Below are 24,036 nucleotides of genomic sequence, written 5' to 3' on the forward strand. Positions count from 1 at the left end.
CCATGACCGTCATTGAACTGATCGAGGCGGGGGCCGCGAAGCTCACCGCCGCGGGGGTGGCTTTCGGCCACGGAACCACGAATGCCTTCGACGAGGCCGCCTGGCTGGTGCTGTGGCGCCTGGGCCTGCCGCTGGACGACCTCGACGCCGCGGCTGATCGCGCCGTGACCGGGGCCGAGCGCGAACAGGTCGACGCCCTCTTCGCCGAGCGCATCGCCACCCGCAAGCCCGCCGCCTACCTCACCAGGGAAGCCTGGCTGCAAGGCATCCCGTTCTACGTGGACGAGCGAGCCATCGTGCCGCGCTCCTTCATCGCCGAGCTCCTGGCCGACGGCAGCATCGACTCCTGGCTGGGCGAGCACACCCGCCGCGTGCTGGACCTGTGCACCGGCAACGGCAGCCTCGCCGTCCTGGCGGCCATGGCCTACCCGGACGTCGCGGTGGACGGCGCCGACATCTCCGACGACGCGCTGGCCGTGGCCCGCATCAACGTCGAGCGCCACCACCTGCAGGACCGCGTGCGCCTGCTGCACTCGGACGGCCTGGCCGGCGTCGACGGCGCCTATGACCTGATCCTGTGCAACCCGCCCTACGTGAACGCCGGCAGCATGGCCGCCCTGCCCGCCGAGTACCGCGCCGAGCCCGAGCTGGCCCTGGCCGGCGGTGACGACGGCATGGACTTCATCCGCCAGCTGCTGAAGGACGCGCCCGCCCGCATGACCGAACGCGCCGTGCTGGTGCTGGAAATCGGCAACGAGCGCGAGCACTTCGAGGCCGCGTTCCCGCGGCTGGCCGCGGTGTGGCTGGACACCAGCGCCGGCGAGGACCAGGTGCTGCTGCTCACGCGCGAGGCCCTGCTCGCATGATCACGCTGCGCGACGTCACCTTGCGCCGCGGCGTCAAGGTGCTGCTGGACCAGGTCTCGGTCACCCTCAACCCCGGCGAGAAGGTCGGGCTGGTGGGCCGCAATGGCGCCGGCAAGTCCACCCTCTTCGCCCTGTTCAACGGCACGCTGCACGAGGACGCCGGCGACTTCAGCCGGCCCGCCCACTGGCAGATGGCCCAGGTCGCCCAGCACATGCCGGAGACCGACGAGCCGGCCACCGCCTTCGTGCTGGCCGGTGACACCCGCCTGGTGGCCGTGCGCGAGCGCCTCGCGCGGGCCGAGGCCGCGGTGGCCGCGAACCCGGACGACGCCGAGGCCGGCATGGCCATCGCCCAGGCCCACTCCGACCTGCACGACGCCGGCGAACACGACGCCGTGCCCCGCGCCCAGAGCCTGATCCTCGGCCTGGGCTTCAAGGTCGAGGAGCTGGAGCGCCCCGTCAACAGCTTCTCCGGCGGCTGGCGCATGCGCCTGCAGCTGGCCCGCGCGCTGATGTGCCCCTCGGACCTGCTGCTGCTGGACGAGCCCACCAACCACCTGGACCTGGACGCCCTGGTCTGGCTGGAGGCCTGGCTGCAGAAGTACGCCGGCACGCTCATCGTGATTTCGCACGACCGCGAATTCCTCGACGCGGTGACCGATGTCACCCTGCACATCGACCACCAGAAGCTGGTGCGCTACGGCGGCAACTACAGCGCCTTCGAGACCCTGCGCGCGCAGCAGCTGGAGCAGCAGCAGGCCGCCTTTTCGCGCCAGCAGGACAAGATCGCCCACCTGCAGAAGTTCATCGACCGCTTCAAGGCCAAGGCCACCAAGGCCAAGCAGGCGCAAAGCCGCGTCAAGGCCCTGGAGCGCATGGAGAAGATCGCGCCGGTGCTGGCCGATGCCGACTTCTCCTTCGAGTTCAAGGAGCCGGCCAACCTGCCCAACCCGATGCTGGCGATCACCGACGCCGAGGTCGGCTACCGCACCGAGGCCGGCGACAAGACCATCGTGCGGGGCATCAACCGCTCGGTGCTGGCCGGCCAGCGCATCGGCATCCTGGGCGCCAACGGCCAGGGCAAGTCGACCCTGGTCAAGACCATCGCCCACGAGATCCCGCTGCTGGCGGGCCGCATCACCGAGGGCAAGGGCCTGTCCATCGGCTACTTCGCGCAGCAGGAGCTGGACGTGCTGCAGCCCGGCGACAACCCGCTGGAGCACATGGTGCGCCTGGCCCGCGAGGTCGGCCCCGAGGCGCGCGAGCAGGAGCTGCGCAACTTCCTGGGCAGCTTCAACTTCTCGGGCGACATGGTCTCGCAGACGGTGGGCACCATGAGCGGCGGCGAGAAGGCGCGGCTGGTGCTGGCCATGATGGTCTGGCAGCGCCCCAACCTGCTGCTGCTGGACGAGCCCACCAACCACCTCGACCTGGCCACCCGCGAGGCGCTGTCGGTGGCCCTCAACGAGTTCGAGGGCACGGTGATGCTGGTCTCGCACGACCGGGCGCTGCTGCGCGCGGTCTGCGACGAGTTCTGGCTGGTGGGCCGCGGCAGGGTCGAGCCCTTCGACGGCGACCTGGACGACTACCAGCGCTACCTGCTGGAGGAGTCGCGCCGCCTGCGCGAGGAGGCCCGCGCCGCCGCCGCCGAGGCGGCGCCGGTGGTGCCCGCCGCGCCCCGCGTCGACCCGGCCAAGGAGCGCGCGCTGCTCAATACGAAGCTGCGCCCGTTGAAGAAGGAGCTGGAGAAGGCCGAGGCGCGCATGGCCGTCCTGAACGGCGAGAAGGCGGCCCTGGAGGCCCGCCTGTCCACGCCCCTGCCCCCGGCCGAGATCGCCGACGCCGGCCGCCGCCTCAAGGCGGTGGGCGAGGAGCTCGAGGCCCTCGAGGAGCGCTGGCTCGAGCTGTCCGGCGAGATCGAGGGGATCGAGACCGCGCGCGCATGAAAAAAGGCCACCCGAAGGTGGCTCCATGGCTGGACGGCCGGCCGGGCTCAGAACTTGTAGCCCAGGCCGATCTGGACGCCGTTGACGCTCTCGGCGTGGTGCATCACGGCGCCGGTCAGGTAGAGGTTCTTGTCGAAGCGGTAGCTGGCGCCGATGCCATAGGCCAGCTCCTTGTCGGAGACCGTGGCGGTCGCGCCGCCGAGGGAGAGCTTGAAATCGGTCTTCTGGTAGCCCAGGCGGGCGAACACCTCGAAGTCGTCGGAGATCGCGTACTTGGGTTTCACGTACACGCCGACGAGGCGGTCCAGCTTGGTGTCGATGCCGGTGCCCTGGCCATCGACGGTCAGCTCGTCGCTGCCCAGGCGCAGGCCCAGCGAGGCCTCCACCGCGAGGTTCGGGTGCACCTCGTAGCCACCCGTGATCAGCAGCCCGCCGGGACTCGCCTTGAGGGCGCCGACGACATCCGACTCCTTGATGCGGAATCGCGCGTAGTTGGCCTCCCCGTACCACTGGGCCTGCGCCGCGGAGGCGGCCAGGGTGATTGCAGCGAGGGCGATGATCCTGAACTTGTTCAATTGCTTGCTCCCTTTCATGTTGAAAAGCGGGGCGATTCTGAACAGCAGGCCATGAACAAAACCTGACGCGGGCCACTGGTCCCATCCCCTCGCCGTCCGGACTGAAAGCACGTGACAAGGCGCGCCATTGAGGCCGCCCTTCGCCCTGCCGCCGAGGATGCAGACCGTGGTCACCTTGAAGCCCGTTGCCCCGGATCCAGCGGGAACCTGCCGGCATCCCGACTATGCTATGGGCGCACCGGACACCGTCCGCCACAGGGATCCACGACATGCACCTCCAGTTCCTCGGCGCCACCGACACCGTCACCGGCTCCAAGTACCTGCTCCAGCACAAGGGCTCGCGCGTGCTGGTCGACTGCGGCCTGTTCCAGGGCTTCAAGCAGCTGCGGCTTCGCAACTGGGCGCATTTCCCGGTGGACCCGGCGAGCATCGACGCGGTCGTCCTCACGCACGCCCACATCGACCACACCGGCTACCTGCCCCTGCTGGCGCGCAACGGCTTCCGCGGCCCGGTGATCTGCACGCCCGCCACCTACGACCTGTGCCGCATCCTGCTGCCCGACTGCGGCCACCTGCTCGAGGAAGAGGCCGAGTACAACAACCGCCACGGCACCAGCAAGCACCAGCCCGCCCTGCCCCTGTACACGCGCGACGACGCGGTGCGCTGCCTCAAGCAGTTCAAGCCGGTGAAGCACGGCGGCGACTGGTCGCCGGCGCCGGGCCTGCAGGGGCGATTCCAGCCCTCGGGCCACATGCCGGGTTCGTCCTTCGTGCGCATCGACGACGGCCGCCGCTCGGTGCTGTTCTCCGGCGACATCGGCCGCCCGCACGACCTGGTGCTCAAGCCCCCGGTCACGCCCGAGGCGGCCGACTACCTCGTGGTCGAATCGACCTACGGCGACCGCGCCCACCTCGCCAGCGACCCGCTGGACCTGCTGGCCGACGTGATCAACCGCACCGCGGCCCGCGGTGGCGTGGTGGTGATCCCTGCCTTCGCCGTGGGGCGGGCGCAGAGCCTGCTCTATTGCATCCACCTGCTGAAGTCGCGCGGCCTGATCCACCACCTGCCCGTCTATCTGAACAGCCCGATGGCGGCCAGCGCCACGCAGGTGTACCTCAAGCACCACGAGCAGCTGCGACTCAGCGCGCAGGAGTGCGCCGAGGTCGAGAACACCGCGCACATCGTGCAGTCGGCCGAGGAGTCTCGCCTGCTGAACGCGCGCAAGGGGCCGATGGTGATCATCGCGGCCAGCGGCATGGCCACCGGCGGCCGGGTGGTGCACCACCTGCAGGCCTTCGCACCGGACAAGCGCAACACCATCCTGCTGGCCGGCTTCCAGGCTGGCGGCACGCGCGGCGCGGCCCTGGCCGGCGGGGCGAAGACGCTGCGCATCTTCGGCGAGGAGGTTCCGGTGCGCGCCGAGGTCGCCCAGCTCGACCACCTCTCGGCCCACGCCGACGCCGACGAGATCCTGGCCTGGCTCGGTACCTTCTCGCGCGCCCCGAAGACCACCTTCATCACGCACGGCGAGCCGCCGGCGGCCGACGCCCTGCGCCAGCGCATCGAGCGCACCCTGGGGTGGGACTGCCACATGCCGTTCTACACGGAGACGGTGGATCTCGCCTGAGGCCCGCGCCTGGCGTTCTCCGCCCCTCGCACAGGCGCGCGAAGGTGGCCGGGGAGTTGTCCCGTGCGCCTGTGGGCGAGGCTGTGGAAAGCCGCGTGGAAAACCCGCGCAGGCCGCGCCAGGCCTCGCTCTCCAGACTTCGCCTAATTTTTGTGCAGCAGCGGGAAACGCCAGACGACCACCGCGAAGACCGCGCAGCCCAGGGCCACCACGATGGAGGCGCCGGCCAGCAGGGGCTCGACCTGCGGCCGGCCGGTGAACAGGGTCCACAGCATCACCATCATCACGAAGTGCGCGGGCACGTAGACCCAGAAATGGACCTTGGCCAGCACGCTGCGCCCGGCCTCGGGCACGAGGCGGTAGTACAGGCCGAACAGGGCCATCGTGACCCAGCCCAGGAGGTTCAGGTGCGCATGCACCGGGTGCATCGAGTGGTCGTGGCTGGCGGCCATGTGCAGGCCAAGGCCAACGCCGACCAGCAGGTAAAGGACGGAAAGGCGCAGAAACCAGGCAGCCGGGTTCGTCATGCGGACTCCTTCACGGGCGTTGACAGGCCAGAGGTATAGACGCGCCCCGGGGCATGCGCAACTCCGGCTCCCCGGCCCTTGAGGGAGCAGGGGTCCTCTCCTAGACTGAAGGTTCCTCACCGGGCCTCGGTGATGGTCAACCTGCACAGGAGTGCGCCGATGCCGAATCCCGTCAACGAATCCATCGCCGCGCACTACACGCGCTCGGACCTGGGCAGCGTCATCCTGGCGGCGCTGGAAGGCGCGGGCAAGGACCTCGGCCGCCTCACGCCGCAGGACCTGGCGCCGGTCGACGAGTTCCATATCCGCGGCCGCGCGGCAACGCTCGAACTCGCGCGGGCCGCCGGGCTCGACGCCTCGATGCGCGTGCTCGACGTCGGCTGCGGCGTCGGCGGCACCTCGCGATGCCTGGCCCGGGAATTCGGCTGCAGCGTGACCGGACTGGACCTCACCGACGCATACTGCCGCGCCGCCGCACTGCTCACCGAAAAGGTCGGCCTCGCGGACCGGATCGAGTATCGGCAGGGTGACGCCACCGACCTGCCGTTCGACGATGGCGCGTTCGATGTCGTCTGGACCGAGCACGTGGCCATGAACATCCCCGACAAGCCCCGGCTTTACCGCGAGATGCACCGGGTCCTGAAGCCGGGGGGCACGCTGGCGATCTACGACGTGCTGGCCGGCCCGGGCGGCCCGGTGCTGTATCCCGTGCCGTGGGCGCGCACGCCGGACACCAGCTTCCTCGTGTCCCCGGCCGAGTTGCGCCGGCTCGTCGAGGACGCCGGCTTCACGGTGACCGACTGGTCCGACACGACGGAAGCGGCGCGCACGTGGTTCGTGGCCCTGGTCGAGAAGATCCGCAACGAGGGCCTTCCGCCCCTCGGGTTCCACCTGCTGCTGGGGCCCGACTTCAAGGAGATGGCGCAGAACCAGGGACGCAACCTCCAGGAGGGGCGGATCGCCCTCGGGCAGGTGGTCGCGAGGAAGTAGGCGGCGCCCGGAAATAAAAAGAGCCTGCCGCTTTCGCGACAGGCTCTTCAAAATTTTGGTAGGACGTGCAGGATTCGAACCTGCGACCAACGGATTAAAAGTCCGCTGCTCTACCAACTGAGCTAACGTCCCACGACGGTCTGATCACCGTGTGTGTCACTGCAATTCATCATTGCAGCGCAGCCCATGAGTATAACCTAGTTTTTTCCGTTTTTACGACTGCCCTGTCGCGCGATGCGATCGAGCACCCAGCCCGCGGCGCACTGGCCGAACGTGGCGGTCACGCTCACGACCGAGCCGTAGCCGTGGCAATTGAGCGAGCCATCGCCCTCGACCGCGCAGGAGGCGTCGGGCGGTGCGACCGCCTCGCGGCTGAACACGCAGGACACGCCGATCGCCTTGCCCTCGCGCGGTGCGCCGTGGAACTTGCGCAGGCGGTAGCGCAGCTGGGCCAGCAGCGGGTCGTGCGTGGTGCGCGCCAGGTCGTCGATGTCGACCTTGTGCGCCTCGCGCTTGCCGCCCGCCGCGCCCACGCTGATGAACAGCGATCGCGTGCGCAGCGCCCAGTCGGCCATGGCCTCCTTGGCGCGCACCTGGTCGCAGGCATCGATCACCGCGTCGACGCCCTGCGGCAGCAGGTGCGGCCAGTTGCCCGGCTCGACGAACTCCTCGATGCCGTGCACCGTGCAGCGCGGGTGAATCTGGCCGATGCGCTCGCGCATGGCCTGCACCTTGGACTGGCCCACCGTGGCGGTGAGCGCGTGGATCTGCCGGTTGATGTTGGACTCGGCCACATGGTCCAGGTCGATGAGGGTCAGCTCCCCCACGCCGCTGCGCGCCAGCGCCTCGGCGGCCCAGGAGCCGACGCCGCCGATGCCGACCACGGCCACATGGGCCTCGCGGATCTGCGCGGCGCCGAGCACGCCGTACAGGCGTTCGAGCCCGCCGAAGCGGCGCTGCAGGTCGGCGTCCAGGTCGAGTGCGGTCACGGGATCGAGGCGTCCCGCGTCACTTCAGCTTGGCCAGGCGCTCGCGCGCAGCGGCGGCGGCCTCGGACTGCGGGTAGGCCTTGGTCAGGTCGGTCAGCGTCACGCGAGCCGCCTTGGTGTCCTTCAGCTCGATCTGGCAGTTGGCGATGGACAGCACGGCCTCGGGCGCACGCGCATGGTCCGGCGCCTCCTGCAGCATCGCGCGGAAGGTGCCGATCGCGCCGCGCAGGTCGCGCGTCGCGTACTGCGCATTCCCCAGCCAGAACAGCGCCGAGGCCCGGTAGCCGGACGTGGCGTAGCGGCGGGTGAAATCGCCAAATGAGACCAGCGCCGCGGCGAAGTCACCCTTGCGGAACACGCCGAGGGCGGCCTCGTAGTCACGCTGCTCGGCGGGGTCGGCCATGAACTCGCGGCCATCGACCGTGACCTTGACCGGCTCGAACTTGCGCAGGCGCTCCTCCACGCCCTGGGCCACGTCCTTCTGGCGGCGCTGCAGCTCGGCGATCTCGCGGGCGAACTGCTCGTCCTGCCCGCGCAGGCGCGCCAGCTCGCCGCGCAGCGAATCGATCTGCGTCTGCAGGTCCAGCAGGCTGCGACGCAGCTGGCTGGCGTCGTCGCCGGACTTGCGCAGGTCCTCGGCCTGGCGCTCGATGACCTGGCGCTGGGCCTCCACCCGCTGGCGCAGGTCGAGGATGGCGCGGCGGGCCTCGTCGTCCTCGAACAGCGCATGCGCGGGCTGGGCCGCCAAGGCGGCCGCCGCCAGCGCGCAGGCGGACATCAGGGAGCGGGTGACGGCGCGCATCAGCGGTACGTGATCTCGGCGCGGCGGTTCTTCGACCAGGCCGCCTCGTCACTGCCCTGCACCGCCGGCTTCTCCTTGCCGAAGCTCACGGCCTCGACCTGGTTGTCGGCCACGCCGAGCAGGCCCAGCGAGCGGCGCACGGCTTCGGCGCGGCGCTGGCCCAGGGCCAGGTTGTACTCGCGGCCGCCGCGCTCGTCGGTGTGGCCCTCGATGGAGATGCGGCGCGCGGCGTTGGCCTTGAGGTAGCGCGCGTGGCCTTCGATCAGCGACTGGAACTCGGGCTTGATGACGTAGCTGTCGTAATCGAAGTAGACGATGCGGGCCACGCCCACCGGGCCGGCCGCCTGGCTGGCCGGGTCGATCGCGTTCACCGGGGCGACGCGGCTCTGCGTGGCGTTGGGGTTGGCGCCGCCCGCGCCGGCGCCGGTACCGGTGCCCGCCGCCTTGCCACTGCGGTCCTCGACCGGGACGTTCTCGTCCAGCTTCACGCTGGAGGAGCAGCCTGCCAGGAAGGCGGCAACGGCCGTGGCCAGGACGAGGCGGGTGAGGTGCTTGTGCATTCTGGGGTCTCCTGCTACTGCTTGGTCAATCGAATCGGAATCGGGTCGGGGGTGACGGTGGGGCCGGGCCGCTCAGCGCCCGAACGGCCCCCAGTCGGGTTCGCGGATGTCGCCGCCCTGCCCCGCCAGCCTGGCCTTGATCTTGCCATCGAGCGTGGTGGTCATGAGCGCCTCGCGCCCGCCCTGGCGGGTGGCATAGACGATCAGCTTGCCATTGGGCGAGAAGCTGGGGCTCTCGTCGGCGGTGGTGTCGGTCAGGCTGGTGACGGTGCCGGTGGCCAGCTCCATCACCTGCAGCTTGAAGCTGCCGCCGCCATTGCGGGTGATGTAGGCCAGCCAGCGGCCGTCGGGGCTGATGGCGGGGGAGATGTTGTAACTCCCGGAAAAGGTCACCCGCTCGGCCGAGCCGCCGCTGGAGGCCACGCGGTACACCTGGGGCGCCCCGCCGCGGTCGCTGACGAAGTAGATGCTGCGGCCGTCGGCGGAGAACACCGGCTCGGTGTCGATGCCGCCGGACTGCATCAGCCGGCGCGGCTCGCCGCCGTTGGCGTCGATCGCGTACAGCTGCGAACCGCCCTCGTAGCTGAGGGTGACGACGAGGCTGCGGCCATCGGGCGCCCAGGCCGGCGCGCTGTTGGAGCCGCGGAAGTTGGCGAGCAGGCGGCGGCGGCCGGTGGCGACGTCGTGCACGTAGACCACCGGCTTGCGCGATTCGAAGGACACGTAGGCCAGCTGGGTGCCGCTGGCGGACCAGGCCGGGGAGATGATCGGCTCGGGGCTGGCCAGGGCCGACTGGGCGTTCTCGCCGTCGGCGTCGGCCACCCACAGGTTGTAGCGGTTGCCGGCCTTGGTGACGTAGGCGATGCGGGTGGAGAACACGCCGCGCTCGCCGGTGAGCTTCTCGTAGATGAAGTCGGCGATGCGGTGGGCCGCCAGGCGCAGGTCGCCGGCGGTGACGGCGTAGCTCTGGCCGCCGAGGTCGGCGCCCTTGACCACGTCCCACAGTCGGAAGCGCACGTCGTAGCGGCCATCGGCCAGGCGGGTGACGCTGCCGGCGGCCAGGGCGTCGGCGCCGCGCTGGCGCAGCGGGGCGACGTCGGGCCGGGAGGTTTCGTCGAGCGCGAGGCCGGCGCTGTCGATGCTGCGGAAGCGGCCGCTGCGTTCGAGGTCGGCCATCACGATGGCCGAGATCTTCTGCGGCGCGTCACCCTCGCCGCGCAGCGGCGCGACGGCGATGGGCAGCTGCGTCAGGCCCACGCCCGAGACCTCCACGCGGAACTGCGCGAGGGCCGGCGCGGCGGCCAGCAGCCCGAGGGCGCCGGTGGCGCCCAGGGCGCGGCGGCGGGACCAATCTCCCAGGGAATTCATGTGCGTCGTTCTCCTTGCAGGGGCGCCAGTGGGGTCACCTTCACCTCGCCGGCGCCGCGCGCCTGCTCCAGGCCCACCGCAGCGCGGCGCGTGCCTTCGAGCATGCGGGCCTGCACCCGGGCGCGGTTGGCGGCTTCGTGCTGGCGGCTGGCCTCGCGGTGCCACAGGTGGAAGACCTCGGTGGCCAGGTGACCGTTCTTGCGGACCAGCCCCTGATTGTGCAGCCGCAGGACGAGGTCGGCGTCCTCGTGGCCCCAGCCGCTGAATGTTTCATCAAAGCCGTTGACAGCCGCCAGGTCGTCCCACCACAGGCCGAAGTTGCAGCTGCGAATGCCCCGCCAGCGGAAGCTGCGCTCGCGGCGGCCGGCCAGCCCGGGCCACTGCACCAGGTGGGCCAGCTTGTTCAGGTCGCCCGCCAGCCGCAGCCTGAGCGACTGCACCAGGCCCAGCGTGGTGAGGTCCAGCTCGCCGGCCAGCACGCGCGCGGTCAGGCGCTCGCTCAGGAGGACGCGGCTGCCATTGACGAAGGCGCCCGGCTGCGCGAGCGCCCGGTGCATGGCGGCGAAGCCCGCATGCGGCACGCAGTCGCCGTCCATGAACACGATGTAGTCGGCGCCGGCCTCGCGCGCGGCCAGGGCGCCGAGGTTGCGGGCGCGTCCCGCGGTGAAGCCCTGGTCGGGGTGCCACAGGTGCAGCACGGGGCAGGCCGCGGCCGGCGCCCCCTCGGCCACCGCCCGCACGTGCTCGGGGCGCGAGCCGTCGTCGGCCACCACGATCACGTCGCCCGCCTGGCACTGCGGCGCCAGCGCGCGCAGCACGGCGAGCAGCGCATCGCTGCGGTTGTAGGTGACGATGACGAAGCCGGTCCTCATCGGCCCGGGGCGTCCTCGGCGACCTGCGTCATCAACCAGAGCTTGAGGTAGCGGTAGTAGGTGCCTTCCGCGTTGGACACGGCGAGCATGAAGCCCCAGCGCCCGTCCAGGAACCCCAGGCGCAGGAAGTAGGTGCGGATGAAGGCCCACAGGCCGTGCGCGACGGCGCTGCCCAGGGAGCCGCTGCGGCCCCGTTCCGCCATGTCGCGGGCGCCCGCGGACGAATAGCGGTTGGTCTTTTCCATCACCGACTCCATGGTGCGGAAGCTGTAGTGCACGATGGACTCGCGCAGCGTGCCCTTGCGGCCCTTCACCTCGAGGTGGGCGTGCAGGTAGTGCTCGGTGAACCGCGCCTGGCCGGCGCGCGCCAGGCGCCAGGTGTAGTCGGGGCGCCAGCCGCCGTGGTACATGAAGCGGCCGCAGTACATGGAGATGCGCGGCACGCGGAAGCCGTCGCAGTCGTCGCGCTCGATGGCCGCGCGGATCTCGCGGGCCAGCTCGGGGGTGATGCGCTCGTCGGCGTCGAGGGAGAAGAACCAGTCGCCGGTGGCCAGGTCGATCCCCCGGTTGTTCTGCGGGCCGTACCCCGGCCAGTCGGTCACGACGACCCGGGCGCCCTCGGCCTCGGCCAGGGCGGCGGTCTGGTCGGTGCTGCCGGAGTCCAGCACGATCACCTCGTCCGCGAAACGCGCGGACCGGACGCAGTCCACGATGTTGCCGGCCTCGTTCTTGGCCACGATGATGATCGACAGACGTTTCATTTAGCTAGGGAAGCCGGCGGCCGGGAGCACCGCGTCATAATTCCCGGTTTGATCGGTCGTTCGATTATTGCACCCCCCATCCATGCCCTCTGAGTCCTCTGTCCTCGTGGCCGGCGGCGCCGGCTACATCGGCTCGCACATGGTCCGCATGCTGCGGGACCACGGCTTGCAGCCGGTGGTCGTGGACAACCTCGCCACCGGGCACGCCGATGCCGTGCAGGGCGCACCGCTGCGCGTGGGCGAGATCGGCGACCGCGACTTCATGGCCAGCGTGTTCCATGAGTTCAAGCCGTCCTGCGTGATGCACTTCGCCGCCTCCAGCCTGGTGGGCGAGTCGGTGCAGATGCCGGGCAAGTACTGGCGCAACAACCTGGTGCAGACCCTCTCGCTCCTCGACGCGATGCGGGGCCACGGGATCCGCCGCTTCATCTTCTCCTCCACCGCCGCCGTCTACGGCAACCCGGTGCAGGTGCCGATCCCCGAGTCGCACCCGACCCACCCGATCAACCCCTATGGCCACAGCAAGCTGGCCGTGGAGCACCTGCTGCAGGACTACGACGCCGCCCACGGCCTGCGCTCCGTGACGCTGCGCTACTTCAACGCGGCGGGCGCGCACCCCGACGGCAGCCTCGGCGAGCGCCACGACCCCGAGACCCACCTGATCCCGCTGGTGCTGCAGGTCGCCTCCGGCCGCCGCGCCGAGATCGCCCGCTACGGCTCGACCCACGCCACGCCCGACGGCTCCTGCATCCGCGACTACGTGCACGTGCAGGACCTGTGCATGGCCCACCTCCTGGCGCTGCGGCACCTGGAGGCTGGCGGCGCCACCACCGCCTACAACCTGGGCAACGGCCTGGGCCACTCGGTCAACCAGGTCATCGAGGCCGCGCGCCGCGTGACCGGCCACCCGATCCCGCTGCGCGACGACCCGCCGCGCGCCGGCGACCCGCCCTCGCTGGTGGCCGACGCCGCGCGTGCCCGCGCCGAGCTGGGCTGGCAGCCGCAGTACGGCGACCTCGACACCCTCATCACCCACGCCTGGCAGTGGGAACAGCGGCTCGCCCGGGCCCCCCGCGCCGCGTGAGCCGCTTTCTCGGCATCGACCTGTCCGCCGTCCGCTGGCTGGCGCCCTACTTCGGCAACACCCGCCGCTACTGGGTCGTGGCGGCCCTGGCCACGATGGCCACCTCGGCCACCGAGCCGCTGGTGCCCGCCCTGCTCAAGCCGCTGCTGGACAAGGGCTTCCAGGGCGACGGCATCCCGTTGTGGATGGTGCCGGCCGCCCTGCTGCTGCTGTTCGCGCTGCGGGGCAGCGCCGGCTTCCTGGCCGACCTCGCCCTGGCCCGCATCACGCAGGACGGCCTGCTCGCCCTGCGCAAGGCGATGTTCGCCCGCGTGCTCGACGCGCGCCTGGCCCTGTTCGGCGAGGAGAGCGCGACCTCGCTGTCCAACACCGTGGTCTTCGAGGTCCAGAACGGCGCCACGCTGCTGGTCAACTCGGTCATCGGCCTGCTCAAGGACAGCCTGGCGCTGCTGGCGCTCATGGGGTACCTGCTGTACCTGAACTGGCAGCTCACGCTGGTGGTGTTCCTCGTGGTGCCGGGCGTGGGCTGGATCATGCGCACCATCTCGCGCCGCCTCTACCGCCTGGCCCGCAGCACGCAGACCGCCACCAACGACCTGGCCTACGTGGTCGAGGAGAACGTGCTGGCCGCGCGCGTGGTGCGCCTGCACGGCGCGCAGCCCGGCCAGGCCCGCCGCTTTTCCGACCTCAGCGGCGTGCTGCGCCGCCTCGCCCTGAAGTCCGCCGCGGCCTCGGCGGCCATCACCCCGCTCACGCACATGCTGGCGGCGATGGCGCTGTCGGTGGTGATCTGCATCGCGCTGTGGCAGTCGCAGGACGGCATCACCGTCGGCACCTTCGCCTCCTTCATCACCGCGGTCCTGATGCTGATCGCACCCATCAAGCGCCTGTCCGAGGCGGCCAGCCCGATCTCGCGCGGCCTGGCAGCGGTGCAGCGCGGCATCGACCTCGTCGAGCAGATCCCGGCCGAGTCCGGCGGCACGCATGCCCCGGCGGGCCACGCCGAGGGCCGCATCACGCTGCAGGGCGTGACCGTGCAGTACCGTGACGACGCCCGCCCCGCCCTGGACCGCCTGGACCTGGAGATCGCCCCCGGCCAGGTGGTGGCCCTGGTCGGCCCCTCGGGCTCGGGCAAGACCACCCTGGCCAACCTGCTGCCCCGCTTCGTGCTGCCCGATGCCGGCCGCATCGCGCTCGACGGCGTGGAGCTGGCGCAGTGGCGCCTGGACGCCCTGCGCGCGCAGTTCGCCCTGGTGAGCCAGGACGTGGTCATGTTCAACGACACCCTGGCGCGCAACGTCGCCCTCGAGGACACGCCCGACCGGGACCGCGTGCTGCGCTGCATGGAGGCGGCCAACCTCGGCGACCTGGTGCGCAGCCTGCCGCAGGGCCTGGACACCGTCACCGGCCACAACGCCACCGAGCTCTCGGGCGGCCAGCGCCAGCGCCTGGCGATCGCCCGCGCGCTGTACAAGGACGCCCCCATCCTGATCCTCGACGAGGCCACCTCGGCGCTGGACGCCGAGTCCGAGCGCCTGGTGCAGGAGGCCCTGAACCGCCTCATGGCCGGCCGCACCACGGTCATCATCGCCCACCGGCTCTCCACCATCGAGCATGCCGACCGCGTGGTGGTGCTCGAGGAGGGCCGCGTCGCCGAGAGCGGTTCGCACGCCGAGCTGCTGGCCCGCGGCGGCCTGTATGCCCGCCTGCACGCGCTGCAACTGGGCGCCGCCGCAGCCACCGGGGCGACGGGCGCCGCAGCCGCCGCATGAAGCGCATCCTGGTCATCGCCACCCGCCAGATCGGCGACGTGCTCCTGACCACCCCCCTGGTGCGCGCCGCGCGCCGGCGCTGGCCCGAGGCCCGCATCGAGATGCTCGGCTTCCAGGGCACCCTGGGCATGCTCGCCGGCAACCCCGACATCGATGCCTGCATCGAGACACCGGCCCGCCTCGGCTGGGGCGGTTTCTGGCGCCTGGCGCGCCAGCTGTGGCGCCGCTACGACCTGGCCCTGGTCACCCAGCCCGGCGACCGCGCCCATGCCCTGGGCTGGCTGGCCGCGCGCACCCGCAGCGGCCTGCTGCCCGAGGCCGGCGGCAGCAACTGGTGGAAGCGCGCGCTCCTGGACCATGCGGTGACCATCGCCGGCGACCGCGGCGCGGTGCATGTCACCGTCGAAAAGCTCGCCCTGCTCGACCCCTGGCTCGCCGGCCCGCCGCGCGTGCCCCAGGTGGTGCCGCCGGCCGCCGCCCCCCTGCCGGCCGAACTCGCGGCCCGCCTGCGCCCCGGCTACGTGGCCCTGCATGCGCCCTCGATGTGGGAGTACAAGCAGTGGCCGCTGGCGCACTACGCCGAGGTGGTGCGCGCCCTGCTGGCCCGGGACATCCAGGTCGTGCTCACCGGCAGCGCCGGCCAGCGTGACCAGGCCTGCATCGAACCCCTGCGGGCGCTGGCCGAGCCGCCGGCGCTGGTCGATGCCTCGGGCTGGCTCGATTTCCGGCAGCTGCGCACCCTGCTCGAGGGCGCGGCTGTTTACGTCGGCCCGGACACCTCGGTCTCCCACCTGGCCGCCGCCACGGGCACGCCCACGGTGGCCCTGTTCGGCCCGACCAACCCGCTGCGCTGGGCCCCCTGGCCCGCCAAGGCCGCCGCGCGCGAGCTGTTCGAGCGCTCGGCCCGCCGCCAGGTCGCGGGCAACGTGGCGCTCCTGCAGGGCCCGCAGGACTGCGTGCCCTGCGGCCGCGCCGGCTGCGAGGACCACCGGGACAGCCGCAGCGACTGCCTGCAGTCGATCCCGCCCGCCCTGGTGGTCGAAACCGTCCTGGCGCAGATCGTGCGCCCCGTCGCGGACCCGAAGCAGCCGTGATCCCCGCCCTCGCCCGCCCGCGCTGGATCGAGGACGCCGGTGGCGTGCTGGCCCTCGCGCTCGGCGCGGTCGTCGCGCCCTACTTCGTGCTGCGCGGCTGGCTCAATGCCGGCGGCACCCTGCTGGGCCTGGTGGCGGTGTGGCGCGTCACCGCCGCCGGCGGCTGGCGCGCCCTGGGGGCGCACCGTCCCCTGGCCCTGGCGGTGGCCGCCCTGTGCGCGCCGCTGGCGCTCACGGCCCTGGCGCAGGCGCTGCACGGCGAGTTCGCGCCGCGCCACCTGGACCCGCCCCTGCGCGTGGCCCTGGGCGGCGCGCTGCTGGTGTACCTGCACCAGCGCCGGGTCGACTGGCTGCGCGCGGCTGGCGTGGCCGTGCCGCTGTCACTGCTCCTGTGCGCGGCGCTGCTGCTGGCGCCGGGCGCGGCCCGCTTCCACTGGGGCGACCGCGTCGCCAGCTACTTCATGGACCCGCTGATGCTGGCGCAGCATGCGGCCCTGGTCGGCTTCCTCTCGCTGTTCCTGGTCCGCGCGGACGACACCGCGGCCCTGCGCGCCCTCAAGCTGGCCGGCTGGCTCGCCGGCCTGGGCATCGCCCTGGCCACCGGCTCGCGCACCGGCTGGCTCATGTTGCCCCTGCTCGCCCTGCTCTGGCTGGCCAGCACCGGGCGGCTGCGCCGGCCGCTGCACCTGGCGCTGGCCCTGGGCGCGCTGGCGCTGGCGGCGCTGGCCCTGTACGCCCTCTCGCCCGTGGTCCGCACCCGCGTCGACCTGGTGGCCACCGAGATCCCCGCCTACCTCGCCGGCGCCAACCCGGACACCTCCATCGGCATCCGCCTCTCGCTGTTCCAGGTGGCCTGGGCCGCCTTCCTCGAGCACCCATGGGCCGGCTGGGGCTTCACCACCCTGCCGACACCCGAGGCGCTGCCCGCCACCGCCGCGCTGTGGACCGACCTGATGCGCGCGACCTTCATCCACAGCGGCACCCACAACGAGTGGCTGCAGCACATGATGCGCATGGGCGTGCTGGGCCTGCTCGCGCGGGCCGCGCTGTACCTCGTGCCGCTGGCCCTGTTCGCGCGCGCGGCGCTTGCCGGCGAAGGCCCGGCCCGCACTGCGGGATACTTGGGGCTGGTGGTGGTGGGCGGCTACCTCACCGCCAGCTTCACCTCCGAAGTGTCCAACCTCGTCTACCTGTCCACCTTCTACGGGACGATGGTCGCGGCCTTCGGCGCCATCGCCCTGCAACCCCGACAACCGTGACCCAGCCCAACGCCAGCATCACCTTCGCCTGCTACAACCAGGTCGACTACACCCGCCAGTGCGTGGACAGCCTGGTGCGCCACGGCTTCGACCTGCGCCATGCCGCGGTGGTCGACAACGGCTCCACCGACAGCACGCGCGAGTACCTGCAGACCCTGCCCCTGGGCAACATCATCCTCAACCGCAAGAATCTGGGCTGCGGCGTGGCCTGGAACCAGGGCGTGCTGGCGCAGCAGGCCGAGTGGAGCGTGGTGATGAACAACGACGTGGTCGTCACCGCCGGCTGGCTGGACCACCTCATCGCCAGCGCCCGCGAGCACCGCCTCGACGTGGTCTCGCCCGGCATGGTCGAGGGCCCGCTCGACTACGACCTCGACGCCTTCGCCGCCGACGCCCGGCGCCGCATGGGCCATGTGGTGCGCCGCGGCGCCCGCCACGCGGTGTGCCTGGTGGTGCACGAGTCGGTGTGGGAGCGCATCGGTTATTTCCGCGCCACCCCCTCGCTGTGGGGCTTCGAGGACACGCTGTTCTTCCATGAGCTGGACAAGGCCGGCATACAGACCGGCGTCGTCGGCTCCTCCTGGCTGCACCACTACGGCTCCATCACCCTCAGCGCCCTCAAGCGCGAACGCGGGCTCAAGGAGAAGCAGGGCCTGAGCGCGCGCACCACCTACCGGCTGCTGGGGAAGTCCTTCCTCGAGCGCAAGCTGGACAAGCTGCGCCTGAAGCAGCGCCAGCGCGCCTGGCGCGAGGCCGAACTCGCCGAGTTCGGCATGACGCTGCAGGGCGAGCGGGTGGACGGCCAGTTCGTCTGGCGCTGACGCGCCGGGGCGCCGCCCGCGTCAGTCGCGGGTGAAGACGTCGCGTACCTGCTGCGCGAACACCTCGCGCTCGCGGCGGATCGTCGCGCGGTACGCATCGAAATCCGGCGCATGAGCCTGCGGTGCGGCCAGCACCGCGCGCGCCACCTCGCCGAAGGCCTGCACGAAGCCGGGCGCACGCTCGTCGAGCTTGTATTTCTGCGGGATCGGGATATCCACCGGGTTGGCCGCCGAGCCGCGCCGCCCGGTGATGACGCAGCAGCCCGCCATGGCGGCCTCGCGCGGCAGGCGGTCCTTGCCCGGGTGGTGGCCGAAGTCGATGTACAGCGCCGAGCGCCGCAGCAGGTCCACCACGCCGGCGGGCGTGAGGTTGGCGATCGGCACGAAGCGGATGCCGGGCCAGGCCGCCATCAGGGCCGCGGTCACCGCCTTGCCCTTCTTAGGGTTGTAGGCCACCTGGGCCTCGCGCGGCGGCGCCTCGCCCTGGGCCTCGCCGGCCACGTCATGGGCGATGTTCAGGTAGTCCGACAGCGGCGCGGCCTCGATGCCGTGCCCGCGCAGGAACTCCACCGCGTACTGCGACTGCGCGAAGTGCAGGAGCGGGCGCAGCGGGCGCATCGTCCAGGGGCGGCGGCCGGTGAGCTTGTAGCGCAGGTTGCGCCAGCGGTCCTTGAGCGCGGACTCGCCGGAGTGCACGAGGAAGCCGTCCACCGCCAGCCACCACATCGCGGCGCGCGCCTGCTTCACCGAGCAGGCCAGGCCGGGCGAGACCTCGGGCACGACCAGGAGGTTGCCGGGCGCGTCCTCGAAGGCGGCCTGGGGCGCGTCGTAGATCCGGTACGGCGCGGGGCACTCGAAGCTTTTCTCGAACGGCGTGTAGCAGATGAAGGCCTGCTGCCCCAGCCCGCGCAGCTCGTGCACCAGCTGGTGCAGCAGCTCGGGGCCGCCGGTGACGGTGTTGCCGGGGGCGGCGACGAAGATCTTCTTGAATTGCGGCAAGGCGGGTCCCGGGTCAGAGCGGCGAGCGGAAGAAGGCCGGCGGGGCGCTGCCCTCGGCGCGGTGCTTCAGGAAGGCGGCGGCGGCGTCCAGCGCCTCGCGGATGGTGACGTCCATGTCGAGGTAGCGGTAGGTGCCCAGGCGGCCGACGAAGCTGATGCCGCGGGCCTGGCGCGCCAGGTCCACGTAGCCGGCGAGCTGGGCCTTCTCCTCGACCAGGCGGATCGGGTAGTACGGCGTGTCGTCGGGCCCGCACTCGCGGCTGTACTCGCGGAAGCACACCGTGGCGGCATGCGTCTCCCAGGGCGCGAAGTGCTTGTGCTCGCTGATGCGGGTCCAGGGCACCGAAGGGTCGCCGTAGTTCATCACCGCGCAGCCCTGGAAGTCGCCCTCGGCGCGCACCTCCTCGAAGTCCAGCGTGCGGTAGCCCAGGCGGCCCAGGGCGTGGCCGAAGAAGGCGTCGATCGGCCCGGAGTAGAAGACATGCTCGTACGCGCCCAGGTCGTCCCGCGACAGCGTGGCGCCGAGCCGCAGCGTGATGCCCGGGTGGTCCAGGATCTTCTCGACGATGGCGGTGTAGCCGTCCGCCGGCATGCCCTGGTGGCGGTGGTTGAAGTAGTTGTCGTCGTAGTTGAAGCGCACCGGCAGGCGCTTGAGGATGTCGGCGGGCAGCTGCGAGGGCTCCAGCCCCCACTGCTTGCGGGTGTAGCCGGCCAGGAAGGCCTCGTACAGCTCGCGGCCCACGAAGCGCAGCGCCTGCTCCTCGAAGGTCTTGGGCTCGGTGATGGAGGTGTCGGCCTTGGACTCGACCAGCGCCCTCGCCTCCTGCGGCGAGCAGGTGGTGCGGAAGAACTGGTTGATGGTGTGCAGGTTGATCGGCAGCGAGAACACCTCGCCGCGCACCGTCGTCTTGACCCGGTTCACGTAGGGCATGAAGCGGCCGAAGCGGTTCACGTAGGCCCAGACTTCGTCGTCGTCGGTGTGGAAGATGTGCGGGCCGTAGCGGTGCACCAGCACGCCGGACGGGGCGTCGCGCTCGGTGTGGCAGTTGCCGGCGATGTGGGGACGGCGGTCCAGGACGGTGACCTGCAGGCCCGCCTCGGCGAGCTGCCGCGCGATGACGGCGCCGGAGAAGCCGGCGCCAGCGATTCCGATCATGGAGACCCCCTGCGAGTGGAACCGGGCGATTCTATCGGCCGGCCCAGCGCGGCCGGCCCCGGCCTCAGAGCAGCACGATGTCGTACTGCTCCGGCCCCATCGCCGAGTCGGCCTGCAGCGAGATCGGCTTGCCGATGAAGTCGGACAGGCCGGCCAGGTGCTGGCTCTCCTCGTCGAGGAACAGCTCCACCACCCGGGGGCAGGCCACCACGCGGTACTCGCGGGGGTTGAACTGCCGGGCCTCGCGCAGGATCTCGCGCAGGATGTCGTAGCAGACCGTGCGCGCGGTCTTCACCTGGCCCGAGCCCTGGCAGGCCGGGCACGGCTCGCACAGCGCCTGGGCCAGCGACTCGCGGGTGCGCTTGCGCGTGAGCTCCACCAGGCCCAGCTGCGAGAAGCCGCCGGCCATGGTCTTGACCCGGTCGCGACCGAGCTGCTTCCTCAGTTCGGCCAGCACCGCGTCGCGGTGGTCGGGCCGCACCATGTCGATGAAGTCGACGATGATGATCCCGCCCAGGTTGCGAAGCCGCAGCTGGCGCGCGATGGCCTGGGCCGCCTCGAGGTTGGTCTTGAAGATGGTCTCGTCGAAGTTGCGCGCGCCGACATAGCCGCCGGTGTTCACGTCCACCGTGGTCAGGGCCTCGGTCTGGTCGACGATCAGGTAGCCGCCCGACTTGAGCTCCACCCGCCGGCCCAGCGCGCGGGCGACCTCGTCGTCGATCGAGTACAGGTCGAAGATCGGGCGCTCGCCCTTGTACAGCTGCAGCTTGGCCGCGGCCGCCGGCATGAACTCCTGGCCGAAGGCCTGCAGCGCGGCGAACTGCTCGCGCGAGTCGATGCGGATGCTCTGGGTCTCCTCGCCCACCAGGTCGCGCAGCACGCGCTGCAGCAGGTTCAGGTCCTGGTGCAGCAGGGTGCCGGGCGGCTGCGAGGTGGCGGCCTGGCGGATGCGCGCCCAGGTCTTGCGCAGGTAGGCGATGTCGTCGGCGAGCTCGGCGTCCGAGGCATCCTCGGCATTCGTGCGCAGGATGAAGCCGCCACCCCCGCCGGTCTCGCGCGTGCCCACCAGGGCCACCAGCCGCTGGCGCAGCGCCTCGCGCTGCTGCAGGGGGATCTTCTGCGAGACGCCGAGGTGGTCGTCCTGCGGCAGGAAGACCAGCAGCCGGCCGGCGATGGAGACCTGGGTGGACAGGCGCGCGCCCTTGGTGCCGATCGGGTCCTTGATCACCTGGACCATCATGGCCCGGCCCTCGAACACCTGCTTCTCGATCGGCACCTGCGGCGCCGGCGGCCGGCCGGCGTCGGGCTCGGCATGGGGCTGCCAGACATCAGCCACGTGCAGGAAGGCGGCGCGCTCCAGTCCCACGTCGATGAAGGCGGACTGCATGCCGGGCAGCACCCGGGCCACCTTGCCCAGGTAGATGTTGCCGACGAGGCCGCGCTCCAGCGTGCGCTCGACGTGCAGCTCCTGCACCGCGCCGCTCTCGACGATGGCCACGCGGGTCTCCTGCGGGGACCAGTTGATCAGGATGTCTTGTTGGAGGGCCATGGGGTTCACTTCAGGAGGCCGAAGGCGCGCAGCAACTGCGCGGTCTCATGCATCGGCAGTCCCATGATGCCGGAATAGCTGCCGCTGATGCGGCTGACGTGCATCGCGGCGCGCCCCTGGATCGCGTACGCCCCGGCCTTGCCCAGGGGCTCGCCGGTGGCCACGTAGGCCGCGACCTGGGCGCGGGTCAGGGGCTCGAAGGTCACGCGCGAATCGCTCACCGCCTCCCGCCGCTTGCGCGGCGTGCCCACCGCCACCGCGGTCAGCACCCGGTGGGTGTGGCCGGCCAGTTCGGACAACATGCGCTGCGCGTCGCGCGCGTCGGCGGGCTTGCCGTAGATCACGCGGCCCAGGGCCACCGTGGTGTCGGAGCACAGCACCGGGGCAGGCGGCAGGCCGCGGCGCGCCAGGCGCGCGAGCGCGGCGTCGAGCTTGAGTCCGGTCACCCGGCGCACGTAGGCCAGGGGCGCCTCCCCAGGCAGCACGGCCTCGAGGGACTCGGCATCCTCGCCGGCATCGGGCAGCAGCAGTTCATGGGCCACGCCCAGCTGCTCCAGCAGCTGGCGCCGCCGCGGGCTCTGCGAGGCGAGGTAGACGAAGGCGGGTTTCATGCACTCACTCGCGGTGGTAGGGGTGGCCGGCGTTGATCGACCAGGCGCGATACAGCTGCTCCACGAGCAGCACGCGCACCATCGCATGCGGCAAGGTCAGGTCGGACAGGCGGATGCGCTCATGGGCAGCCTGGCGGAAGGCGGGCTGCAGGCCGTCGGGGCCGCCGATCACGAGGGCGACGTCATCGCCCCCGAGCTGCCAGTCCTTGAGCTTGGTGGCCAGCGCCTGGGTGGTGAGGTGGGTGCCGCGCTCGTCGAGCACGACGATGCGCGCGCCCCGGGGGATCTGCGACTCGATGCGCTCGCGCTCGGCGGCGTAGATCGCCTCGACGGTCTTGGAGGCGCGCGGCTCGGTCTTGACCGCGCGCAGCTCCAGCTTCAGCTCGGGCGGGAAGCGCTTGGCGTAGTCGTCCCACGCGGTCTGGGCCCAGTCGGGCACCCGCTGGCCGACCGCGACGACGACCAGCTTCATGCCTTGGGCGTCTTGGCGGCAGCCTTCTTCGCGGGGACCTTCTTGGCCGGCGCCTTGGCGGCCGGGGACTTGGCCGCCACCTTCTTGGCCGCCGGGGCGGCCTTCTTTGCCGGAGCCTTGGCCGCGACCTTCACCGCGGGCTTGGCGGTCGCGGGCTTGGCGGCCGCGGTCTTGCCGGCCGCCTTGGCCGGGGCCTTCGCGGGCGCCGCCTTGCGGGCCGCGGACTTCTTCGCCGGGGCCTTCTTGGCCGCCTCGTCGGCCGCCTTGGCGGCGCGCTCGGCCGTCTTCACCGCGCTGCTGCGGCGAAGCGAGGTGGGCTCCTTCTTCGGGGCCTCCTTCTTGGCGGGCGCAGCAGCCTGGGCCGGCTTGGGCGCGCCGAGCTTCAGGCGCACCGGCTTCTCGCCCCAGATCTCCTCGAGGTGGTAGTAGTTGCGGATCGCGGGCTGCATGATGTGCGCCACGGCGGCGCCGCAGTCCACGATGATCCACTCGCCGTTGTCCTCGCCCTCGATGCGCGGCTTGGAGAAGCCGGCGTCACGCACGGCATCGCGCACGCTGGCAGCCAGCGCCTTGGTCTGGCGGTTGGAGGTGCCCGAGGCGACGATCACGCGCTCGAACAGCGGGGAGAGATGCTCGGTGTTGAAGACCTGGATGTCCTGTGCCTTGACGTCTTCCAGGCCCTCGACGATGGCGCGCTGGAGGCGCTGGGTGTCTTTCTTGACGGCGGTTTGCTGGGTCATCAGGTCGGTCGGTAAAGAAGGTGTTGGTCAATATAGCGCGCCACCGGGGCGGGAACCAGATGGTCGATCCCTTGGCCGGCCGCAACGCGGGCGCGGATGTCGGTGGCACTGAACGGCATGGAGGGCAGCTCGATGGGCTGCCAGTGGCCGCCCGGCACGCGGGAGGCATCGAACGAGCCCGAAGGCTCCTGGGGCCTGGCGCGCTCAGCTATCGATATTGTAGCGATACGGGCAATCGCCCCGGCCTCGCGCCAGCTGTCCAGGGCCTCGGCCTGGTCCGCGCCGATCACCAGCACCAGCTGCGCCTGCGGGAATTCCCGCTGCAGCTCGCGCAGCGTGTCGATGGTGTAGGTGGGGCCGTCACGGCGCACCTCGCGCGGGTCGACCACGGCGCGCGGCACCTCGGCGAAGGCCAGCCGGGCCATCTCGAGGCGGTGCGGCCCGGAGGTCAGCGCCCGCGACTTGTGCCAGGCCATGCCCGTGGGGAAGACGCGCAGTTCGTCCAGCCCGAGCTGCTCGATGGCGGCGCGGGCCAGGGCCACGTGGGCCAGGTGCGGCGGATCGAACGCGCCGCCGAACATGCCGAGCCGGCGCG

The 24,036-nt window shown here is 71.5% G+C and carries 24 protein-coding genes and 1 tRNA gene; 9 read left to right on the forward strand and 16 right to left on the reverse strand.

Going from position 1 to position 24,036, the window contains the following annotated elements; translation table 11 throughout:
• The first annotated feature begins 2 nt into the window (after positions 1 to 2).
• Both prmB and ACT80S_RS07125 read left to right on the forward strand, forming a co-directional pair.
• Complete coding sequence (gene prmB, locus ACT80S_RS07120) at positions 3 to 866, forward strand: 50S ribosomal protein L3 N(5)-glutamine methyltransferase (RefSeq protein ID WP_377414397.1); 864 nt, start codon at positions 3 to 5, stop codon at positions 864 to 866.
• Positions 863 to 2,812 (forward strand): ABC-F family ATP-binding cassette domain-containing protein, encoded by a 1,950-nt coding sequence (locus ACT80S_RS07125; protein WP_377414399.1) that lies wholly within the window; start codon positions 863 to 865, stop codon positions 2,810 to 2,812. Before prmB ends, ACT80S_RS07125 begins: the two co-directional genes overlap by 4 nt.
• Positions 2,813 to 2,859: 47 nt before the next feature.
• Here the strand turns inward: ACT80S_RS07125 and ACT80S_RS07130 are convergent, their stop codons facing one another.
• Complete coding sequence (locus ACT80S_RS07130; protein WP_377414401.1) at positions 2,860 to 3,387, reverse strand: porin family protein; 528 nt, start codon at positions 3,385 to 3,387, stop codon at positions 2,860 to 2,862.
• A gap of 269 nt (positions 3,388 to 3,656) precedes the next feature.
• On the opposite strand from ACT80S_RS07130, the gene ACT80S_RS07135 reads away from it, so the two are divergent.
• The gene (locus ACT80S_RS07135) at positions 3,657 to 5,015 is read left to right on the forward strand and encodes an MBL fold metallo-hydrolase RNA specificity domain-containing protein (RefSeq protein WP_377414403.1); all 1,359 of its coding nucleotides are present in this window, start codon (positions 3,657 to 3,659) and stop codon (positions 5,013 to 5,015) included.
• Positions 5,016 to 5,158: 143 nt separating this feature from the next.
• Here ACT80S_RS07135 and ACT80S_RS07140 read toward each other — a convergent pair whose 3' ends face one another.
• On the reverse strand, positions 5,159 to 5,542 hold the full coding sequence (locus tag ACT80S_RS07140) for a hypothetical protein (protein WP_377414406.1): 384 nt from the start codon (positions 5,540 to 5,542) through the stop codon (positions 5,159 to 5,161).
• A 159-nt stretch (positions 5,543 to 5,701) separates the two neighbouring features.
• On the opposite strand from ACT80S_RS07140, the gene ACT80S_RS07145 reads away from it, so the two are divergent.
• Complete coding sequence (locus ACT80S_RS07145) at positions 5,702 to 6,532, forward strand: class I SAM-dependent methyltransferase (protein ID WP_377414408.1); 831 nt, start codon at positions 5,702 to 5,704, stop codon at positions 6,530 to 6,532.
• Positions 6,533 to 6,588: 56 nt separating this feature from the next.
• Here ACT80S_RS07145 and ACT80S_RS07150 read toward each other — a convergent pair.
• From ACT80S_RS07150 to ACT80S_RS07180, 7 genes are all read right to left on the reverse strand, one after another.
• Positions 6,589 to 6,664: transfer RNA gene (locus ACT80S_RS07150), tRNA-Lys, on the reverse strand.
• Between the two features lie 65 nt (positions 6,665 to 6,729).
• On the reverse strand, positions 6,730 to 7,521 hold the full coding sequence (locus ACT80S_RS07155; protein WP_377414411.1) for a tRNA threonylcarbamoyladenosine dehydratase: 792 nt from the start codon (positions 7,519 to 7,521) through the stop codon (positions 6,730 to 6,732).
• 19 nt (positions 7,522 to 7,540) lie between these two features.
• Positions 7,541 to 8,323 carry a tol-pal system protein YbgF gene (gene ybgF, locus ACT80S_RS07160; protein ID WP_377414414.1) on the reverse strand — a complete coding sequence of 261 codons (783 nt, stop codon included), beginning with the start codon at positions 8,321 to 8,323 and terminating at the stop codon, positions 7,541 to 7,543.
• The gene (pal, locus tag ACT80S_RS07165; protein ID WP_377414417.1) at positions 8,323 to 8,883 is read right to left on the reverse strand and encodes a peptidoglycan-associated lipoprotein Pal; all 561 of its coding nucleotides are present in this window, start codon (positions 8,881 to 8,883) and stop codon (positions 8,323 to 8,325) included. The genes ybgF and pal overlap by 1 nt, the downstream gene beginning before the upstream one ends.
• A gap of 72 nt (positions 8,884 to 8,955) precedes the next feature.
• Positions 8,956 to 10,251, reverse strand: a complete 1,296-nt coding sequence (gene tolB / locus ACT80S_RS07170) for a Tol-Pal system beta propeller repeat protein TolB (RefSeq protein ID WP_377414420.1) — start codon at positions 10,249 to 10,251, stop codon at positions 8,956 to 8,958.
• Entirely contained in the window at positions 10,248 to 11,123 is an 876-nt protein-coding gene (locus ACT80S_RS07175; RefSeq protein WP_377414422.1) for a glycosyltransferase, read from the reverse strand. The genes tolB and ACT80S_RS07175 overlap by 4 nt, the downstream gene beginning before the upstream one ends.
• Entirely contained in the window at positions 11,120 to 11,884 is a 765-nt protein-coding gene (locus tag ACT80S_RS07180; RefSeq protein ID WP_377414424.1) for a glycosyltransferase family 2 protein, read from the reverse strand. Before ACT80S_RS07180 ends, ACT80S_RS07175 begins: the two co-directional genes overlap by 4 nt.
• An 82-nt stretch (positions 11,885 to 11,966) precedes the next feature.
• Here ACT80S_RS07180 and galE point away from each other — a divergent pair, with 82 nt between their 5' ends.
• From galE to ACT80S_RS07205, 5 genes are read left to right on the forward strand one after another with little or no spacing between them, the layout of a single operon-like run.
• Positions 11,967 to 12,968 (forward strand): UDP-glucose 4-epimerase GalE, encoded by a 1,002-nt coding sequence (gene galE, locus ACT80S_RS07185; RefSeq protein WP_377414426.1) that lies wholly within the window; start codon positions 11,967 to 11,969, stop codon positions 12,966 to 12,968.
• Positions 12,965 to 14,740 carry a lipid A export permease/ATP-binding protein MsbA gene (msbA, locus tag ACT80S_RS07190; RefSeq protein WP_377414428.1) on the forward strand — a complete coding sequence of 592 codons (1,776 nt, stop codon included), beginning with the start codon at positions 12,965 to 12,967 and terminating at the stop codon, positions 14,738 to 14,740. Before galE ends, msbA begins: the two co-directional genes overlap by 4 nt.
• Positions 14,737 to 15,834 (forward strand): glycosyltransferase family 9 protein, encoded by a 1,098-nt coding sequence (locus ACT80S_RS07195; protein ID WP_377414430.1) that lies wholly within the window; start codon positions 14,737 to 14,739, stop codon positions 15,832 to 15,834. Before msbA ends, ACT80S_RS07195 begins: the two co-directional genes overlap by 4 nt.
• Positions 15,831 to 17,093: an O-antigen ligase family protein gene (locus ACT80S_RS07200; protein ID WP_377414432.1), complete on the forward strand. Its 1,263-nt coding sequence runs from the start codon at positions 15,831 to 15,833 to the stop codon at positions 17,091 to 17,093. The genes ACT80S_RS07195 and ACT80S_RS07200 overlap by 4 nt, the downstream gene beginning before the upstream one ends.
• Positions 17,090 to 17,914, forward strand: coding sequence for a glycosyltransferase family 2 protein (locus ACT80S_RS07205; RefSeq protein WP_377414434.1), 825 nt, complete (start codon positions 17,090 to 17,092; stop codon positions 17,912 to 17,914). Before ACT80S_RS07200 ends, ACT80S_RS07205 begins: the two co-directional genes overlap by 4 nt.
• A gap of 21 nt (positions 17,915 to 17,935) precedes the next feature.
• Here the strand turns inward: ACT80S_RS07205 and ACT80S_RS07210 are convergent, their stop codons facing one another.
• From ACT80S_RS07210 to nadD, 7 genes are all read right to left on the reverse strand, one after another.
• Positions 17,936 to 18,913, reverse strand: a complete 978-nt coding sequence (locus ACT80S_RS07210; protein WP_377414436.1) for a hypothetical protein — start codon at positions 18,911 to 18,913, stop codon at positions 17,936 to 17,938.
• 13 nt (positions 18,914 to 18,926) lie between these two features.
• The gene (locus tag ACT80S_RS07215) at positions 18,927 to 20,069 is read right to left on the reverse strand and encodes a UDP-galactopyranose/dTDP-fucopyranose mutase family protein (RefSeq protein ID WP_377414438.1); all 1,143 of its coding nucleotides are present in this window, start codon (positions 20,067 to 20,069) and stop codon (positions 18,927 to 18,929) included.
• A gap of 64 nt (positions 20,070 to 20,133) precedes the next feature.
• Positions 20,134 to 21,618: a ribonuclease G gene (rng, locus tag ACT80S_RS07220; RefSeq protein ID WP_377414440.1), complete on the reverse strand. Its 1,485-nt coding sequence runs from the start codon at positions 21,616 to 21,618 to the stop codon at positions 20,134 to 20,136.
• Between the two features lie 5 nt (positions 21,619 to 21,623).
• Entirely contained in the window at positions 21,624 to 22,229 is a 606-nt protein-coding gene (locus ACT80S_RS07225) for a Maf family protein (RefSeq protein WP_377414442.1), read from the reverse strand.
• 4 nt (positions 22,230 to 22,233) lie between these two features.
• Complete coding sequence (rlmH, locus tag ACT80S_RS07230; protein ID WP_377414444.1) at positions 22,234 to 22,701, reverse strand: 23S rRNA (pseudouridine(1915)-N(3))-methyltransferase RlmH; 468 nt, start codon at positions 22,699 to 22,701, stop codon at positions 22,234 to 22,236.
• Positions 22,698 to 23,441, reverse strand: coding sequence for a ribosome silencing factor (rsfS, locus tag ACT80S_RS07235; protein WP_377414447.1), 744 nt, complete (start codon positions 23,439 to 23,441; stop codon positions 22,698 to 22,700). The genes rlmH and rsfS overlap by 4 nt, the downstream gene beginning before the upstream one ends.
• A complete protein-coding gene (nadD, locus tag ACT80S_RS07240; RefSeq protein WP_377414557.1) occupies positions 23,441 to 24,022 on the reverse strand; it encodes a nicotinate (nicotinamide) nucleotide adenylyltransferase in 582 nt (193 codons plus the stop codon). The genes rsfS and nadD overlap by 1 nt, the downstream gene beginning before the upstream one ends.
• Between the last annotated feature and the right edge of the window lie 14 nt (positions 24,023 to 24,036).

The organism is Ramlibacter sp. MAHUQ-53, assembly GCF_052600055.1.

Coding starts and splice junctions, on each gene's coding strand:
- prmB (WP_377414397.1), top strand. CDS start 3: ATGACCGTCATTGAACTGATCGAGGCGGGGGCCGCGAAGCTCACCGCC.
- ACT80S_RS07125 (WP_377414399.1), top strand. CDS start 863: ATGATCACGCTGCGCGACGTCACCTTGCGCCGCGGCGTCAAGGTGCTG.
- ACT80S_RS07135 (WP_377414403.1), top strand. CDS start 3,657: ATGCACCTCCAGTTCCTCGGCGCCACCGACACCGTCACCGGCTCCAAG.
- ACT80S_RS07140 (WP_377414406.1), bottom strand. CDS start 5,542: ATGACGAACCCGGCTGCCTGGTTTCTGCGCCTTTCCGTCCTTTACCTG.
- ACT80S_RS07145 (WP_377414408.1), top strand. CDS start 5,702: ATGCCGAATCCCGTCAACGAATCCATCGCCGCGCACTACACGCGCTCG.
- ybgF (WP_377414414.1), bottom strand. CDS start 8,323: ATGCGCGCCGTCACCCGCTCCCTGATGTCCGCCTGCGCGCTGGCGGCG.
- pal (WP_377414417.1), bottom strand. CDS start 8,883: ATGCACAAGCACCTCACCCGCCTCGTCCTGGCCACGGCCGTTGCCGCC.
- tolB (WP_377414420.1), bottom strand. CDS start 10,251: ATGAATTCCCTGGGAGATTGGTCCCGCCGCCGCGCCCTGGGCGCCACC.
- ACT80S_RS07175 (WP_377414422.1), bottom strand. CDS start 11,123: ATGAGGACCGGCTTCGTCATCGTCACCTACAACCGCAGCGATGCGCTG.
- ACT80S_RS07180 (WP_377414424.1), bottom strand. CDS start 11,884: ATGAAACGTCTGTCGATCATCATCGTGGCCAAGAACGAGGCCGGCAAC.
- galE (WP_377414426.1), top strand. CDS start 11,967: ATGCCCTCTGAGTCCTCTGTCCTCGTGGCCGGCGGCGCCGGCTACATC.
- ACT80S_RS07195 (WP_377414430.1), top strand. CDS start 14,737: ATGAAGCGCATCCTGGTCATCGCCACCCGCCAGATCGGCGACGTGCTC.
- ACT80S_RS07215 (WP_377414438.1), bottom strand. CDS start 20,069: ATGATCGGAATCGCTGGCGCCGGCTTCTCCGGCGCCGTCATCGCGCGG.
- rng (WP_377414440.1), bottom strand. CDS start 21,618: ATGGCCCTCCAACAAGACATCCTGATCAACTGGTCCCCGCAGGAGACC.
- ACT80S_RS07225 (WP_377414442.1), bottom strand. CDS start 22,229: ATGAAACCCGCCTTCGTCTACCTCGCCTCGCAGAGCCCGCGGCGGCGC.
- rlmH (WP_377414444.1), bottom strand. CDS start 22,701: ATGAAGCTGGTCGTCGTCGCGGTCGGCCAGCGGGTGCCCGACTGGGCC.
- rsfS (WP_377414447.1), bottom strand. CDS start 23,441: ATGACCCAGCAAACCGCCGTCAAGAAAGACACCCAGCGCCTCCAGCGC.
- nadD (WP_377414557.1), bottom strand. CDS start 24,022: ATGTTCGGCGGCGCGTTCGATCCGCCGCACCTGGCCCACGTGGCCCTG.